This is a genomic window from Streptomyces griseomycini, from assembly GCF_014203535.1.
GTDB classification, from domain to species: domain Bacteria; phylum Actinomycetota; class Actinomycetes; order Streptomycetales; family Streptomycetaceae; genus Streptomyces; species Streptomyces griseomycini.
The window spans coordinates 103,707-119,143 of the sequence record NZ_JACHJI010000003.1; the positions used below are offsets into that span (position 1 = coordinate 103,707).

Sequence of the window (15,437 nt, forward strand, 5' to 3'; positions counted from 1 at the left end):
GGGCACTCCCGTTCCGGCACCGGGCGCACCGGTGCCTCCGCAGAACCTCGCCGTCCCCCCGAACGGGACGACCGTCCCCCCGCAGGGCACTCCCGTTCCGGCACCGGGCGCACCGGTGCCTCCGCAGAACCTCGCCGTCCCCCCGAACGGGACGACCGTCCCCCCGCAGGGCACTCCCGTGTCCGGTCAGGCGCCGCAGGCGCAGGCCGTGCAGCCGCCCGCCCAGGCACAGGTGCCGGCGCAGGCCCCGGCACCTGCACCGACGCAGCCCCAGGCCGACACCGCCGCCGGGCAGTCGGCCGCCGCCCAGCCGCTCCCCGCCGAGGCGCCCCCGGTCCAGGCGACCCCGCCGGAAGGCACCCCCGCCCCGCAGCAGTGGCCCGCCGCCGGGGACACCTCCGGCGCCGGTGCCCCCGTACCCCCGGCCCCGGTTCCGGCCCCGCAGCAGCCGACGCCCTCCGCGGGCACGCCGCTGCCCCCGGAGGGCGCGCCGGCACCGGCGCGGCGGGCCGCCCAGCCGTTGCCCGCCGAGGCCGCGGCACCGGTGGATCCGAACTCCACCCAGGGGCGGGCGATCAGCGTGCGGACGCTGGGACAGGGTGTGCCGTTCAACCGGCAGCCCGCCCAGGTCCAGCAGCCGCTGCCGTCGGCCACGCCGCCCCCGCAGCAGCCGGGCGGCTCGGGCCGCCGCCGCAAGCTCGGTACGCGTCCCGACCCGGCCGCGGGCGCCGAGCAGGGCGCACGCCCGCATCCGCCGGCCGAGTCCGCCCCCGCCCGGACGCCGGAGCAGGTCCCGTCGCAGGCCCCGGCACCCGCGCCGGCGCAGGTGCCGGTCCAGCCGCAACCCCAGCACTCGCTCGCCGGTCAGACCCGGCTCGCGCCGGCCACCGAGGGCACCGGGCGTTCCTACGCCATAGGCGCGCCGGACGCGGACGCCGCCGAGGGGCCCGAGCCGCTGGACGGTCCGGGCGGTGCCGTCGAGGTGGCGGACACCCCGCGTCCGCAGCCGATGGACGACGAACTGCCGCCGGAGCCGCTGGACAACCCGCGCCGGCTGCTCGTGTGGCCCGCCCCGGACGTCTCCACGCAGCAGGCGCTGAGCGACCGCGGTTACCGGCCGGTGATCGTGCACTCGCGCGAGGAGGTCGACGCGCAGATCGCGGCGTTCCCCGCCGCACTGTTCGTGGACCCGCTGACCGGGCCGATCACCCGCACGGCCCTGCAGTCGCTGCGGCAGGCCGCGGTGGCCGCCGAGGTGCCGGTGCTCGTCACCGCCGGGCTCGGACAGGCCTCGCGCGACGCCGCGTACGGCGCCGACCCCGCCGTCCTGCTGAAGGCGCTCGCGCCGCGGGACAGCGAGCAGCATCCGCCGCGGGTGCTGCTGGTCGAGGAGCACGCGGAGATCGCGCTGGCGCTGACCGCGACGCTGGAGCGGCGCGGCATGCAGGTGGCGCGGGCCGCGAGCGACGCCGACGCGGTGGCGCTGGCGGGGCAGTTCCGGCCGAACCTGGTGGTGATGGACCTGATGCAGGTGGAGCGGCGCCAGGACGGGTCCGCCGGGATCGTCGACTGGCTGCGGGCGAACGGGCAGCTCAACCGCACCCCGCTCGTCGTCTACACCGCCGCCGTCGACCAGGCCGACCTGCCGCGGCTGGCGTCCGGCGAGACGGTGCTGTTCCTCGCCGAGCGGTCCACCAGCGGTGAGGTGCAGGCCAGGATCGTCGACCTGCTCGCACGGATCGGCACCAACTGACACCGGGCGGTGAGCGGGTCTCCCCGCTCACCGCCCGGCTCGTCCGGTACGGCTCGTTGTCAGGCCCGGTCGTCAGGCCCGGTCGTCAGATCCGGGTGACGTCCAGCGCGCCCTCGGCGTACTGCCTGCGCAGCACCTTCTTGTCGAACTTGCCCACGCTCGTCTTCGGCACCGACTCGATCACCGTCCAGCGCTCCGGGAGCTGCCACTTGGCGATCTTCCCCTCCTCCTGGAGGAAGGTCCGCAGGGTGGTGAAGTCGGCGGTGGCGCCCTCCTTGAGGACGACCGTGGCCAGCGGGCGCTCGCCCCACTTGTCGTCCGGGACGGCGACGACGGCGGCCTCGGCGACGTCCGGGTGGGACATCAGCGCGTTCTCCAGCTCGACCGAGGAGATCCACTCGCCGCCGGACTTGATGACGTCCTTGGCGCGGTCGGTCAGGGTCAGGAAGCCGTCGGGGCTGATGATGCCGACGTCGCCGGTCTTGAGCCAGCCGTCCTCGCTGAACTTGTCGGCGGGGCGCAGGGGGTCGGCGTCGGGGCCGTTGTAGTAGGCGCCCGCGATCCACGGGCCGCGCACCTCCAGCTCGCCCGCCGACTCGCCGTCCCAGGGGAGGCGTTCGCCGCCGGGGCCGGTGAGACGGGCCTCCACGCCGGCCGGGAAGCGGCCCTGGGTCAGGCGGTAGGCGAACTCCTCGTCGGTGCCGACGGCGTGGGCCGGCGGGCGGGCGATGGTGCCGAGCGGGGAGGTCTCCGTCATGCCCCAGGCGTGGCAGACCCGCATGCCCAGCTTGTCGAACGCCTCCATCAGGGAGGGCGGACAGGCCGAGCCGCCGATGGTGACCTGGGTGAGGGAGGAGACGTCCCGGGGCCTGGCGGTCAGCTCGGCGAGCAGGCCCTGCCAGATGGTGGGGACGGCGGCGGCGTGGCTCGGCTTCTCGCCCTCGATCATCTCGGCGAGCGGCGCGGGCTGCAGGAAGCGGTCGGGCATCAGCATGTTGACGCCGGTCATGAAGGTGGCGTGCGGCAGTCCCCAGGCGTTGACGTGGAACTGCGGGACCACGACCAGCGAGGTGTCCTGGTCGGTCAGACCCATCGACTGGGCCATGTTGACCTGCATGGAGTGCAGGTAGATCGAACGGTGGCTGTAGACCACGCCCTTGGGGTCACCGGTGGTGCCGGAGGTGTAGCACATGGCCGCGGCCGCGCGCTCGTCCAGCTCCGGCCAGTCGTACGCCGTCGGCTTCCCGGCGATCAGGTCCTCGTACTCGTGCACCTGCGCGGAGGCGTCCGCCAGCGCGGAGCGGTCGCCGGGGCCGGAGACGACCACGTGCTCGACGGTCTTCAGGTGCGGCAGCAGCGGGGCGAGCAGCGGGATCAGCGAACCGTTGACCAGGACCACGCGGTCGGCGGCGTGGTTGACGATCCAGCCGAGCTGCTCGGCCGGGAGGCGGAGGTTCAGGGTGTGCAGGACGGCGCCCATGGAGGGGATCGCGAAGTACGCCTCCACGTGCTCGGCGTTGTTCCACATCAGGGTGGCGACCCGGTCGTCGTCGGCGACCCCGAGGTCCTCGCGCAGGGCGTGGGCCAGCTGGGCCGCGCGGGCGCCGATCTCCGCGTAGGTGCGGCGGTGCGGTTCCTCCTCGCCGGTCCAGGTGGTCACCAGTGATGTCCCGTGGATCGTCGACCCGTGCGTCAGGATCCTCGAGATCAGCAGCGGTACGTCCTGCATGGTGCTCAGCACGGCGTCCTCCTGGGCGACATTGCCTACGCGGCGGTAAGGGTTGCGCTGATTCTGCGCACATACCGCGCGGTATGTCACTAGGGGAGCGGTGATCGACCTCGCAGCAGAACGGGACAATTTCGCTCAGGATCGAACAAGGCCCAGCTCGGAGTCCTCGCGCAGCTTGCCCAGCGCCCGCGACACGGCCGACTTCACCGTGCCCACCGACACTCCGAGCACCTCGGCCGTCTGCACCTCGCTCAGGTCCTCGTAGTACCGCAGGACGACCATCGCCCGCTGGCGCGCGGGCAGCCGCATGACCGCCCGCCACATCGCGTCGCGCAGCGCCTGCTGCTCGGCCGGATCGTCGCCGCCGGGCACCGGGTCCGGCTCGGGCAGCTCGTCGCAGGCGAACTCGTCCACCTTGCGCTTGCGCCACTGCGAGGTCCGCGTGTTCAGCAGGGCCCGGCGCACGTAGCCGTCGAGCGCGCGGTGGTCCTCGATGCGCTCCCAGGCGACGTACGTCTTGGTGAGCGCGGTCTGCAGCAGGTCCTCCGCGTCGCTCGGGTTCCCGGTCAGCGACCGGGCGGTCCGCAGCAGCGCCGGCTGACGGGCCCTCATGTACGACGAGAACGACGGGTACGGGAGGGTCTGCGCCGCGGGAGCGGCGGCGTTCGAAGCGCTGGTGCAGACGGGTGTGGTCATGACTCAACGCTATGAGCGGGGCGTGTCCGGCGGATCGGCCGCAGGTCCCGAAGCGGAGTCCCCCTCAGGTTGTAGGGGCGGGGTCCGCCGCACCTCCTGAAGGTGGAGGGGGAGGGGAGGGGCACTGCGGGTTCACCCCTGGGGGGACGGCCCCGCAGGAGGAGACGGGCGCGCGGCACGGCGGCCGGAACGGTGCCGCCCGGCACCCGGAAACGCCTGCGCGGCGGCGCCGAAGCACCGCCGCGCAGACGTCCTGCACCCCACGAAGCACACCCACACGCCGTCAGAGGGCCGGCAGCCCCCTCTCCGTCACCACAGCGGGCTGAAGCTGATGGCCACGTTGCCGTCGCCCTGGTTGAGGGACGTGGCCACGGATCCGTTGACCTGGGCGGTGTTGCTCTGGTTCGAGGCACCGGAGCCGGTGGCCTGCTGCTGCGTGGTGGCCGCGTTGCCGAAGTTGTCGCCGCCGACGCCGCTGCCGAGGACACCCGCTTCGGTCTCGGTCTCGGTGTGGACGGCCGTCGCGATCGATCCGTCGTCCGCGAGGGCGCCGCTGTCCGCCGCCGCGACACCGGTGAGGAGCACGGCCGCGAGCGGAAGGGCGGAGACGGCGGCGATGACACGGGCGGTACGGATGCTTGCCATGTTGTGTTCCCTCCAGAACAAAGGACGCACCGGCTCGTGGCCGTTCGTGCGTGAAGTACGGCTGTCACCCGGGGAGCCGGCCGACCCGCCCCGGCGCTGTGCACGACGTCGCGGGATCAGGGTTGCCCACCGCATCCGGACGAACCACCCCGGAAGCCGCTCTTCGCACGTAAGCGTGAGGACGAGCCGATAAACCCCTTCGCGTCACTTGAGCCGCGTCAAGGCCGTACCGGGACGGCCCACCCCAAGCCCCACAAGAGGTGAAGCGTTCCGGCACCCTTCCCGCCGACTGCACCACCCCGGCGCGCCGCGCCCGCTTCCCCTTTCCTTTTTCGAACGTACGTACGAACATAGAGGTATGGCCACCACCGACCGGCAGGCCACGACGCTGGCCCTCGCGCACGCCCTGTCAGCCGCCGAACGCGGCCTGGCCGTCATCCCCCTGTCCCGGACGAAGCTCCCGGCCCTGCGCTCCCCGCACCGCGACGACCCCGACCCCACGCCCTGCCACGGCGAGTGCGGCCGCTTCGGTCACGGTGTCCACGACGCCTCCACCGACCCCGCCCGCATCCGCGAGCTGTTCGCCGCCGCGCCCCGCGCCACCGGTTACGGCATCGCCTGCGGACTGCCCCCGCACCACCTCATCGGCATCGACCTGGACACGAAGACCGGCACGGACTCCTCCGCCGCCCTGCGCGAACTGGCGCTGCGCCACCTGTTCACGGTCCCCGCCACGGTGGTCGTCCTGACCCCGAGCGGTGGCCGCCACCTGTGGCTGAGCGGCCCGCCGGACGTCGTCGTCCCCAACTCCGCGAGCCGCCTCGCCCCCGGCATCGACGTCCGGGGCGCCGGCGGTTACCTCGTCGGCCCCGGCTCCCGCACCGACCACGGCACGTACACCACCGCCCCGGGCACCGCGCACCTTCCCCCCGCGGCCTGCCCGCCCGCCCTCCTGCGCCTGCTCCTCCCCCCGCCCCGTCCGCACCGCCCGACGCCCCCGTCGGCCGGCGGACACGGCCGGGGGCTGGTCCAGTTCGTCCTCGCGGCGCACGAGGGGCAGCGCAACACCCGGCTGTTCTGGGCGGCTTGCCGCGCCTACGAGGACGGCATCGGGCCCGCCCTGGTGGAGTCCCTGGTCGACGCGGCCGTCGGCACCGGCCTGTCCGCGCGCGAGGCCCGCGCCACGATCGCGTCGGCGGCACGGATGACGGGACACCACCCCTGACCGCTCCCCTCCCCCCTCTCCCGTCCGAAAACCGAAAGACCCCGATGCGCCACCGCCCTAGAGTGCCGACCATGGCACTCGCCCGCGTCGTCCTCACCTCCGGCCGCTCGGTCGACCTCTCCGAGCTGCGGATGTCGTCGACGTACGACGGGCTGCTCGAGGGGTACCCCTGCAAGCCCCTCAACGACCGCAGGATCGACCGGCTGGTCCGGTCCGCCGAGCGCGCCTCCGCCGGAGCTCCCGTCCACCTGGTCCCGCCCCCTCGCGAGTACCCCGACCAGTACGCGGGTGCCTTCGGCCCCGTGGAGGTGCTGCCCGCCGTGACCTGCGTGGGCAGCTTCCACTCCGAGGCGCTCGATCCGGCCCACGACCGTGCGCTGTACCGCTCCCGCCTCACCGTCGTCTGGTTCCAGCCCGCTCCGCGCGTACCGTCGGGCTGCGACGCGGAACCCGCGCTGCGGGACGTGCCCTGGGAACGGCTGGCCGAGGACGAAGAGCTCTGACCACCCTCACCTCACCGCAACAGAAGGCCACCGCATGAGCACCCCTGCCCCCGATCCCGCCACCCGTACCGAACTGCTGCGCTGGCAGTTCGAGTTGACCTGGTCGCTGTTCGAGTACCACCTCGAGCGGCTGGAGCCGGAGGACTTCCTGTGGGAGCCCGCGGCCCGCTGCTGGACGGTGCGCCGGTCCCCGGAGGGGACCTGGGTGCCGGACTGGGCGGACACCGAGCCCGACCCCGTGCCCGTGCCCACCGCCGCCTGGGTGAGCTGGCACCTCGGGTGGTGGTGGAGCGTGACCCTCGACCACGCCCGGGGGCACCGGCCCCGGGAACGGACCGACGTCACCTGGCCCGGTGAAGGGGAACCGACCGTGCGGTGGCTGCGCGGGCTGCGCACGGAGTGGCTCGCGGTCCTGGACGGCCTCACCGACGCCGACCTGGACGCCACGGCCCCGTTCCCCTGGCCGGACGACCCTGCGCGCACCGTGGCCCACATGCTGGCCTGGGTGAACGCCGAACTGATGAAGAACGCCACGGAGATCGGCCAACTGCGCCTGCTGCGGGCTGCGTCGTAGCACCGGCCCGGGAGTCGCCGGGGAGCGCCGGAGGGCACGGGGTGACGGGCGCCCGAGGGGATGCACACGTACGGGGTGAGGGCAGCCCGCACGTCATCACACGTACAGGTGAGTGTCGAACCCGGTCACCTGGGTACGGAGCCGCTGCCGCCGAAGGCGGTGGGAGGCCGGGGCCGGTGCCGGCCCGAGGGCGAAAATTCCTGGTGGCAAAGGGGCCCGCGAAAGGAATCGGTGCCGCGGGGAGCGTTTCCGGTCACCTTCCGTCGGCAGCGTGCGCGTGTCTACACCGCCCCAAACGTCCTGATTGTTCAGAATGTTGCCCACTGCCCCAGTTGAAACTATGAAGTTTCATTGCCGAGGAGCATGACATGCAGGTTCGCAGGTGGCTCCCAGACCAGCCCACCCGTATCGGTCGGCACGACTGGCCGGACGAGGGGGACAACGGAACGCACATGCGACTGCGGGCCGGCTCCATCGTGGTACTGGACCGGCAGGCGTGGCGGATCCTGGAGATCAACGGCTACCCGAGCGACCGGTGGCCGGACTCCTACGAGAAGGCGTGGCGCGACCACGTGGAGCTGTGGTGGCACGCCAACGAACTGCGGCGGGCCAACAACCAGGCGGTCAAACCGGCCCCCGAGCGGGCCGAGTTCTACAAGCGCCCGGTGGTGCTGGTGCTGCGCAACGAGAACCTGCCCCGTTCCACTCCGAAGCACTGGTGCGCTCCCGCCAGCCACGACTGGCGGGTCCTCCCCGAGCACTACGCCGTCTGCCGCGCCTGCGGTGAGCTGCCGCCCTGCCACCACGGGGAGTACCGCTGGGAGGGCGGCCCCCGCTGGCCGGAACAGAACGGCGGCATCCCGCTCATGGTGCCGGAGGGCTGCTGCATGGGATGCGCCGAGCCGATCAGGCCGCGGGTGCGGACCGTGCGCTTCCCGGGCCCGAACCTCTGGTACCCGGACCTGGGCGAGGACACGGCCGTCTTCCACGCCCGCGCCTCCTGCGCCGACCAGGTCGACTGCTACCGCATGCAGTGGCAGACCGAGTACAACCCGCGCTCCGCCACGCGCCCGGCCACCCTCGCGTTCCCGGGCTTCGAGCACTTCGTGCTCCCCCGGACGCGCCACGCGCCGGACGTGCCCGCGCACGAGCGGCAGACCCCCCGGGACCCGCACCCCGCGCTGCCCCCGCCGACCGCGTCGTCGCGGCCGGGAGAGGAGGAATGCTCCTCCGTGACCGGTGACTTCGGCGCCTTCACCACCCCGTTCGACGGACACCGGGGGGAACCGGGGACCGGCGCGCCGCCGGCGGGCCCGTCGTCCCCGGCCGTGCCCGAGCCGACGCGCCGGCCGGCCCCCGAGGTGTCGTCCGCGGCACCCACGGCCCCCGCGGCTCCCACGGTCTCCGGCGCACCCGCGGCGGACCCGGTGGCGGCGGGGTCCCCTCCCGCGGCCGAGACCTCGGCGCCCGCCGCCTCCCCCGCCGCCGAGGGCGTCGGGGCGGCCCTGCAGTCGGCGCAGGACCTGGACCTGGCCCTGGCGGGGGGCCCGGCCTTCCACAACGCGGAGCAGGCGGCCCGGGTGATCGAGGAACTCACCGCCGCGGTCCGCAACATCGCCCTCTGCCTGAACAACCCGGCCGCCCGCGAGCGCCCCTGACCGCGGCACGGGCGACCGGGCGGAGGCGCCCTGCGCGCGGCCGGCGAGGCGGGCGAGCAGTGCGGCTCCGGTTCCCGGCACGACCAGTTGCACGATGCCGGGGATGCGCCGTCCCAGGGCGAGGGGGCCACCGCCTGTCACCACTGCGCCGCCCCTTCCCCAGAAGCCACAGTGCCTGCGACGCCGCCCGCGGCGCACTCGACGGTGCGACGCCGTCGCTCTCGCAGCCGTCGGACCGTCCCGCCGCCGTACACCGACCGAGCGGTGAGCACGAGGTCGATGACGAGCAGCGTCACGCCGACCCCGAGCCGCCGGCCGGTCGACGGCTCGTTCGCCCCTCCCATGCCCCCGCCGCCCCGTCCGCGGGTGACGCTCTCCCGAGCGCATGCGGTCAGCGTGGTGGCGCAGCGGGCACCGCGCACGAGCACGGGTACTCGGACGCGCCGTTCTCATCGGCGCCGGGCCGGGTCCGCCGCCCGTGCCCCGGTCGTGCCCGATCAAGCGGGGAACCAGGGGAACACCGGGCAGGCACGGCAGCCGGGCATGGGAACGGCCCCCGACCGGGCGTCCAGGTCGGGGGCCGTTCTCACTGCTCATCGCGCGGAGGCGGTGGGATTTGAACCCACGGTGACATCGCTGCCACGACGGTTTTCAAGACCGTTCCCTTCGGCCGCTCGGGCACACCTCCCCGCGCCGGCCGGTGATCGGCGGCGCGGGGACAAGGGTAACGGGTCCGGTGCCCGCGGGTGGGGTCAGCTGTCGCCGACGCGTGAGCCCAGGGTGAGTTCCGTGGTGTGCTCCTTGCCGCCGCGTTCGTAGGTGATCGTGACCTCGTCGCCCGGCTTGTGGGTCCAGATCTCGCCGATCAGGGTCGGGCCGGAGTCGATGACCCGGTCGTCGAGCTTGGTGATGACGTCACCGGGCTCCAGGCCCGCCTTGTCCGCGGGGCCGCCGGGCTCGACCGGCTCGGAGCCGCCGGCGCCCTGCTCGGTGATCTTCGCGCCGCCCGACGCCTCCTCCAGGGAGACCGACGCGCCGATCTTGGCGTACACCGGCTTGCCCGTCTTGATCAGTTCCTGGGCGACGAACTTGGCCTGGTTGATCGGGATGGCGAAGCCCAGGCCGATCGAACCGGCCTGCCCCGTGCCGAAGCCGCCGTTGCTGGTGGACTGGATCGCGGAGTTGATGCCGATGACGTTGCCCTGCGCGTCCAGCAGCGGTCCGCCGGAGTTGCCCGGGTTGATGGACGCGTCGGTCTGCAGGGCGCTCATGTACGAGGCCTGGCTGCCGGCGCCGTCGCTGGAGGCCACCGGGCGGTTCTTCGCGCTGATGATGCCCGTCGTCACCGTGTTGGACAGGCCGAAGGGCGCACCGATCGCGATCGTCGAGTCGCCGACGGCCACCTCGTCGGAGTTGCCCAGGGGGAGCGGCTTCAGGTCCGAGGGGGCGTTCTCGAGCTTGATGACCGCGACGTCGTAGCCCTGGGCGTGACCAACCACCTCGGCGTCGTACTTCTCGCCGTTCGGGAAGGTGGCCGTGACCTTGCCGTCGTCGACGGCGTCCGCCACCACGTGGTTGTTGGTGACGATGTGGCCCTGGGTGTCGAAGACGAAGCCGGTGCCCGTGCCGCCCTCACCGCTGCGGCCCTCGGCCTCGATGGTGACCGTGCTGGGCAGCGCCTTGGCGGCCACGGCGGCGACCGTGCCCGGCTCGCGCTTGATGTCCCCGCCGCTGGTCGACGCCGAGACGGTCGTCGACGCGCCGTCGTTCTCCTTGGCCAGGGTGTAGCCGAGGCCGCCGCCCGCGCCGCCCGCGACCAGCGCGGCCGCCAGGACCGCGGCCACCAGACGGCCGCGGCCGCCACCGCTCTTCGGCGCGGGCTGCTGGTGGGAGGAGCCCCAGCCGCCGGTGCCGTGCCCGGCGCCGCCGTCGCCGTAGGCCGAGGGCGGCGCCGGGGGCGGGGGCCAGGAGGCGTCGGGCGGGGACGAGGAACCCGCGGGGGCCCCTGAGCCGGGCACGCCCTGCGCACCGTGGCCGGGACCGTGTTCGGGGAAGCCGTGGCCGGCCGGCGGGCCGTACTGCGGCGCCGGGGCGGCCGGAGCGCCCTGCGGGCCGTGGTCCTGCGCGGTACCGGGAACGCCCGGCGGGACCGGGGGCATGGGGGCCGTCGAGGCGGCCCCGTCCGGAGCGGGACGCTCCTGGTGCGCCGAAGCAGCGGGAGCATCCACCGGCACGGGCGGTGCGGACGGGGCCGGGGGTACCGCGGTGCCCTCGTTCTCGGTGCTCACAGCTTCTCTCCTCGATCCACGGCTGTTGTTCTCGGTCCCACGCGGTCCCGCTCGGTCACGTTCGGCCACATTCGCTCATGTCCGCTCACGCTCGCCGAGGGCCCGACGCGATGCGGCTGCGCCTGTCCCTGCGCACGTCCCTTTGTATGACGTCAGCTTTTCCCACGGGCCGTCAGGGCACTGTAAGCCGTTCCTGTGGGTCCGAGGCCATTCTTTATATAGGGCATTAGCCACCAAAGGAGCGCCACCTCGATGCCTCCGACCGGACCTCCGCACCGGCTGCGTCCCTCCGGCCGCACGTGTACCCCCGCGCAGTGGCACCATGACGCGGTGACCCACGCACGGCAGCACCCGACCCAAGTCGTCGCGCACCGCGGGGCCTCCGAGGACGCCCCCGAGCACACCCTGGCCGCGTATCGCAAAGCGATCGAGGACGGTGCGGACGCGCTCGAATGCGATGTACGCCTGACCGCCGACGGTCACCTGGTCTGCGTTCACGACCGCCGTGTCAACCGTACGTCCAACGGCCGCGGCGCGGTCTCGGCGCTGGAGCTCTCCGACCTGGCCGCCCTGGACTTCGGCTCCTGGAAGACCCGTGACGCCCTCGTCGGCGCGCGCGTCGAGGAGCCCGACTGGGAGCACCGGCCGGAGGACCGGGAGGCCACCTCCGTCCTCACCCTGGAGCGGCTGCTGGAGCTCGTCTCCGACGCGGGGCGCCGGGTGGAGCTGGCGATCGAGACCAAGCACCCCACCCGGTGGGCGGGTCAGGTGGAGGAACGGCTGCTGCTCATGCTCAAGCGGTTCGGACTCGACGCACCCGACACCGCCGAGGAGTCCCCGGTGCGCGTCATGAGCTTCTCCGCACGGTCGCTGCACCGCGTGCGCGCCGCCTCGCCGACGCTGCCGACGGTCCACCTCATGCAGTTCGTCACACCCCGGCTGCGCGACGGACGGCTGCCCGCGGGGGTGCGGATCGCGGGGCCCTCCCTCCGGATCGCGCGCAGCCACCCGGCGTACATCGAGCGGCTCAAGCGGTCGGGCCACCAGGTGCACGTGTGGACCGTGAACGACCCGGAGGACGTGGACCTCTGCGTGGAACTCGGCGTCGACGCCATCATCACCAACCGCCCCCGCGCGGTGCTCGACCGGCTCGGCCGGTGAAACGCCCGCCCCACACGTCCCGCACGCCCCTTGACCCCGCGCTCCGCCCCGGCCATCCTCACCTCTCGGCCACACCGACGAAATCCAGCCATGTGATGACAGGGAGTGCTCCGGCGCGTTCGGTGCGTACTCGATCGTTGCGAGTGCGTCACCGCACAGGAAGGGGACGGTTTCCGGTTCGGGCCGATGGGGCATCCACACCGTGGCGTGGGGCGAAGGAGGTCTCGGGGGTGGCGTTGGTGGTGGCACAGGAGGTGCCCACGTCGTCGAGCATGGCCGTACCCCATGGCCCTGCGGGCGTGGGGGAAGCGAGGCGCCGGATGCGCGCGCAACTGCGCGACGGGGGCGTGGCGGACGCGGTCGTCGACGACGCCGTACTGATCCTTTCCGAGCTGCTGAGCAATGCGTGCAAACACGGCCGGCCCCTCGGGGACGCCCTGGCCGGGGACGGCGACGTCCGTGCCGCCTGGTGGGTGGATCCCCGCGGCCGGCTCGTCGTCGAGGTCACGGACGGCGGCGGCCCGACCCGTCCGGCGCCGGCCACCCCGTCGGTCACCGCGCACGGCGGCCGGGGGCTGAACATCATCACCGCGCTGGCCGACGACTGGGGCGTGCGCGACGAGGTGCCGGGCGAGGTCACCGTGTGGGTCGTCGTCCACAAGGACGTGCACGACCCGGACGCCGGGCACCGGCGCGACGACTTCGCCGCGCGGGTGACGGCCCCCGCGGTGTCCCGGATCCCCGGACTGGACTTCGCGGACGCCTTCGACGACCTCGACTGACGGTCCCGGACGGCGCGACGTCCTCCGGACTACGGCCCCGGACGGCGCGACGCCTTCCGGACGACGCCCCCGCGGCGACCACGGGGGCGAACCGGTGCACGAGAACGGCACGGCGCGCCACCGGATCCCGTCGGCCGCGGTGTGAGCGGCTAGGCTCGGCGCCCGTACGAGACGAGCCGTAACCGGGAGACACCCACGATGGCCAAGAAGCGACCCCAGACGAAGGCCAAGCGCCCGCAGCTCACGGACGGAGAGGTCCCGGTCGTCGGCGCCCGCGAGCCCTGCCCGTGCGGCAGCGGCCGCCGCTACAAGGCCTGCCACGGCCGTGCCGCCGCGCACGCCGTGACCGAGCTGGTGCACCGCCCGTTCGAGGGCCTGCCGGGCGAGTGCGACTGGGTGGCGCTGCGCGAGCTGGTGCCGGCGGCCACCGTCGAGCTGACCCTCAAGGACGGCCTGCCCGAGGGCGTCCCGTCGGTCACGCTGGCCACGGTGCTGCCGATGGCCTGGCCCGCCCTGCGCCGCGACGACGGCTCGGTCCTGCTCGGCCTGCAGAACGACACCTCCTCCGGTGACATCAGCCGCGACCTGGCCGACACCCTCCAGCGCGCGCTCGCCGCCGACCCCGGCACCCCGGTGCAGGGCCGCCGCGCCCCCGCCGACGGTCCCCGGCTGCAGGACCTGCTGGACCCCGAGGGCGCTTTCGAGCCGGTGGTGCACAGCGGGTTCGAGTTCTGGGTCCCGGACCCGGAGAACGCCACGCCGGACGTCACCGCCTCCCTGGAGCGGGCCAACGCCGCGGCCATCCCGACCGTCAAGCTCTCGGGCGTGGACTCCGCGTACTGGTGCGAGACGCCGGAGAAGAACCACCTGCGGTGGGTCATGCCGCACCCCGAGGAGCAACTTCTGGACGCTCTCGCGCGGCTGCACGCGGCCGGGCGGTCCTCCCTCGGCGAGGGGACCCGTCTCGTGGGCTCCTTCCGCGCCCACGGGCTCACCGTGCCGGTCTGGGACCTGCCCAGCGGGGTCAAGGCCGAGGACGTGGAGAAGCCGGCGGCCGAGTTCGCCGAGCGGCTCGCCGAGGCGCTGGCCGCGGACGCGCCGCTGACCGCCGACGAGCGCCGTGCGCGCGGCGGCCTCACCAACCGCCAGGTCACGCTCAACTGAGGCACTTCCGCACGATCGGGTCCTGCTGACCGACCGATCAGCAGGACCGGTCCCGTGCGCACCCCCTGCCTCAGAGGCAACTCCCGGCGCATACAGGCCAGTCGGTGACCGGAAAAGCCGAGATCGAATTTGCGAACCGCCGATCTCTTGTTACCGTTCCAGTAGCCCGGTTGCTGGTGCATCCCCCGTCGCCAGCAACCGGGTCTTTCCGTGCCGGTCGCCGTTCACGGAACGCAATCGCGCGCCGACCGCCCGTCCCGCCGACGCCCCTACATCTCCGGAGCGCTCACACCCGTACGGGTGAGGGCCTCGACCACGGCGTCCACCACGGCCTCGACGTCGGGCACCCAGGGCGCGGCCGAGCCGGGCAGCGGAGCGCGCTCCCAGCGGATCCCGCCCTGCGCGGTGACGGACGGGGGCAGGGCGAGGTAACCGCCCTCGCCGTGGAAGCGGAGGGAGCCGGGGACGAAGTCCTTGGCGTAGAGCAGCTCGCCCAACTGCTCCATGGAGTACGGCTTCACCAGGATCGACCAGCGGGCCGGCGAGGCGACGACCGGGCCGAGCCGCATGCCGCGGCGGTCCAGCGCGTCGAGGGCGCCGGCGGCCGGCAGGGCGGGCAGCGAGACCGCGCAGGGGGCCTTGCCGCCGGTGGCCAGGATGACGGGGGCCGTCGGCCGGTTGCCCCACCACCAGCGCACCATGCGCGCGTCGGTGGTGGCGGCCAGGAGGCCGGGGTCGAAGGGGTGGGCACCCGGCACCGTGCACTCGGGGTCGGGGCAGCCGCAGCGGGACCTGCCGCCGCGCCGGTCCGCCGCCACACCCGGGAGTACGGGCCACTGCCATTCCGTGGCGAACGTCAGGGCCGCGTCGATCAATTCCGGTCCTCCGTCACCGCGCCGGGACAGGAGCCTGCGTCGCCTTCCGAGGATCTCGCGCATGAGCGCTCGTTCCTTTCCGTTGCACGCCTGGCAACACCGTGGTCCACATCACAACATGTGTCGATCACTTCACTGTGCGTACCTGTTGGCGCATCACACCCCCGCGCCGGGCAGGGGGAACCCCCAGGGGCCGAGCATGGGCCGCCTCCGCGGCCGTTCCACCCATACCGCGTCTCTCGGAGGCATGGGCGTGGCACGGGGGTGGCGAAGTCTGGCGTTTGCCGTCGCGCGTGGTTCTCTCCGCCTCCGCCACGGGAGGATGGGGCACGGCCGTCGGTGGTTAAGACGCCCGGGTCCGTCGCCAGGTTCCCGGGTGGCTCT

At 73.7% G+C, this 15,437-nt stretch carries 13 protein-coding genes and 1 tRNA gene; 8 read left to right on the plus strand and 6 right to left on the minus strand.

Features of this window, described 5'->3' with window-relative positions:
• Positions 1-1,753, plus strand: a 1,753-nt coding sequence (locus FHS37_RS09375; RefSeq protein ID WP_375372295.1) for a response regulator, incomplete at its 5' end; no start/stop codon positions are given.
• Between the two features lie 85 nt (positions 1,754-1,838).
• Here the strand turns inward: FHS37_RS09375 and FHS37_RS09380 are convergent.
• The 3 genes from FHS37_RS09380 to FHS37_RS09390 all read right to left on the minus strand — a co-directional run bounded on the left by FHS37_RS09380 (position 1,839) and on the right by FHS37_RS09390 (position 4,823).
• Positions 1,839-3,482 (minus strand): long-chain fatty acid--CoA ligase, encoded by a 1,644-nt coding sequence (locus FHS37_RS09380; protein ID WP_184819966.1) that lies wholly within the window; start codon positions 3,480-3,482, stop codon positions 1,839-1,841.
• A gap of 135 nt (positions 3,483-3,617) precedes the next feature.
• Positions 3,618-4,178, minus strand: coding sequence for a SigE family RNA polymerase sigma factor (locus FHS37_RS09385; protein ID WP_184819021.1), 561 nt, complete (start codon positions 4,176-4,178; stop codon positions 3,618-3,620).
• 309 nt (positions 4,179-4,487) lie between these two features.
• Complete coding sequence (locus FHS37_RS09390; RefSeq protein WP_184819023.1) at positions 4,488-4,823, minus strand: hypothetical protein; 336 nt, start codon at positions 4,821-4,823, stop codon at positions 4,488-4,490.
• A 358-nt stretch (positions 4,824-5,181) separates the two neighbouring features.
• Between FHS37_RS09390 and FHS37_RS09395 the strand changes: the two genes are divergently transcribed.
• From FHS37_RS09395 to FHS37_RS09410, 4 genes are all read left to right on the plus strand, one after another.
• Positions 5,182-6,048 (plus strand): bifunctional DNA primase/polymerase, encoded by an 867-nt coding sequence (locus FHS37_RS09395; RefSeq protein WP_184819025.1) that lies wholly within the window; start codon positions 5,182-5,184, stop codon positions 6,046-6,048.
• Positions 6,049-6,119: 71 nt separating this feature from the next.
• Entirely contained in the window at positions 6,120-6,551 is a 432-nt protein-coding gene (locus FHS37_RS09400) for a hypothetical protein (RefSeq protein WP_184819027.1), read from the plus strand.
• Between the two features lie 34 nt (positions 6,552-6,585).
• Entirely contained in the window at positions 6,586-7,125 is a 540-nt protein-coding gene (locus FHS37_RS09405; RefSeq protein WP_184819029.1) for a DinB family protein, read from the plus strand.
• A 368-nt stretch (positions 7,126-7,493) separates the two neighbouring features.
• Positions 7,494-8,783 carry a hypothetical protein gene (locus FHS37_RS09410; RefSeq protein ID WP_184819031.1) on the plus strand — a complete coding sequence of 430 codons (1,290 nt, stop codon included), beginning with the start codon at positions 7,494-7,496 and terminating at the stop codon, positions 8,781-8,783.
• Positions 8,784-9,384: 601 nt separating this feature from the next.
• Here the strand turns inward: FHS37_RS09410 and FHS37_RS09415 are convergent.
• A tRNA-Ser gene (locus FHS37_RS09415) sits at positions 9,385-9,471 on the minus strand.
• Between the two features lie 64 nt (positions 9,472-9,535).
• On the minus strand, positions 9,536-11,071 hold the full coding sequence (locus tag FHS37_RS09420) for a S1C family serine protease (RefSeq protein WP_184819033.1): 1,536 nt from the start codon (positions 11,069-11,071) through the stop codon (positions 9,536-9,538).
• A 330-nt stretch (positions 11,072-11,401) separates the two neighbouring features.
• Here FHS37_RS09420 and FHS37_RS09425 point away from each other — a divergent pair, with 330 nt between their 5' ends.
• The 3 genes from FHS37_RS09425 to FHS37_RS09435 all read left to right on the plus strand — a co-directional run bounded on the left by FHS37_RS09425 (position 11,402) and on the right by FHS37_RS09435 (position 14,178).
• Positions 11,402-12,232 carry a glycerophosphodiester phosphodiesterase gene (locus FHS37_RS09425; protein WP_184819035.1) on the plus strand — a complete coding sequence of 277 codons (831 nt, stop codon included), beginning with the start codon at positions 11,402-11,404 and terminating at the stop codon, positions 12,230-12,232.
• Between the two features lie 143 nt (positions 12,233-12,375).
• A complete protein-coding gene (locus FHS37_RS09430) occupies positions 12,376-13,014 on the plus strand; it encodes an ATP-binding protein (RefSeq protein WP_184819037.1) in 639 nt (212 codons plus the stop codon).
• A 198-nt stretch (positions 13,015-13,212) separates the two neighbouring features.
• The gene (locus FHS37_RS09435) at positions 13,213-14,178 is read left to right on the plus strand and encodes a DUF5926 family protein (RefSeq protein ID WP_184819039.1); all 966 of its coding nucleotides are present in this window, start codon (positions 13,213-13,215) and stop codon (positions 14,176-14,178) included.
• Positions 14,179-14,447: 269 nt separating this feature from the next.
• On the opposite strand, the gene FHS37_RS09440 is transcribed toward FHS37_RS09435, so the two are convergent.
• On the minus strand, positions 14,448-15,116 hold the full coding sequence (locus tag FHS37_RS09440) for a bifunctional DNA primase/polymerase (RefSeq protein ID WP_184819041.1): 669 nt from the start codon (positions 15,114-15,116) through the stop codon (positions 14,448-14,450).
• Positions 15,117-15,437: the final 321 nt, after the last annotated feature.

Coding starts and splice junctions, on each gene's coding strand:
- FHS37_RS09380 (WP_184819966.1), bottom strand. CDS start 3,482: ATGCAGGACGTACCGCTGCTGATCTCGAGGATCCTGACGCACGGGTCG.
- FHS37_RS09385 (WP_184819021.1), bottom strand. CDS start 4,178: ATGACCACACCCGTCTGCACCAGCGCTTCGAACGCCGCCGCTCCCGCG.
- FHS37_RS09390 (WP_184819023.1), bottom strand. CDS start 4,823: ATGGCAAGCATCCGTACCGCCCGTGTCATCGCCGCCGTCTCCGCCCTT.
- FHS37_RS09395 (WP_184819025.1), top strand. CDS start 5,182: ATGGCCACCACCGACCGGCAGGCCACGACGCTGGCCCTCGCGCACGCC.
- FHS37_RS09400 (WP_184819027.1), top strand. CDS start 6,120: ATGGCACTCGCCCGCGTCGTCCTCACCTCCGGCCGCTCGGTCGACCTC.
- FHS37_RS09405 (WP_184819029.1), top strand. CDS start 6,586: ATGAGCACCCCTGCCCCCGATCCCGCCACCCGTACCGAACTGCTGCGC.
- FHS37_RS09410 (WP_184819031.1), top strand. CDS start 7,494: ATGCAGGTTCGCAGGTGGCTCCCAGACCAGCCCACCCGTATCGGTCGG.
- FHS37_RS09435 (WP_184819039.1), top strand. CDS start 13,213: ATGGCCAAGAAGCGACCCCAGACGAAGGCCAAGCGCCCGCAGCTCACG.
- FHS37_RS09440 (WP_184819041.1), bottom strand. CDS start 15,116: ATGCGCGAGATCCTCGGAAGGCGACGCAGGCTCCTGTCCCGGCGCGGT.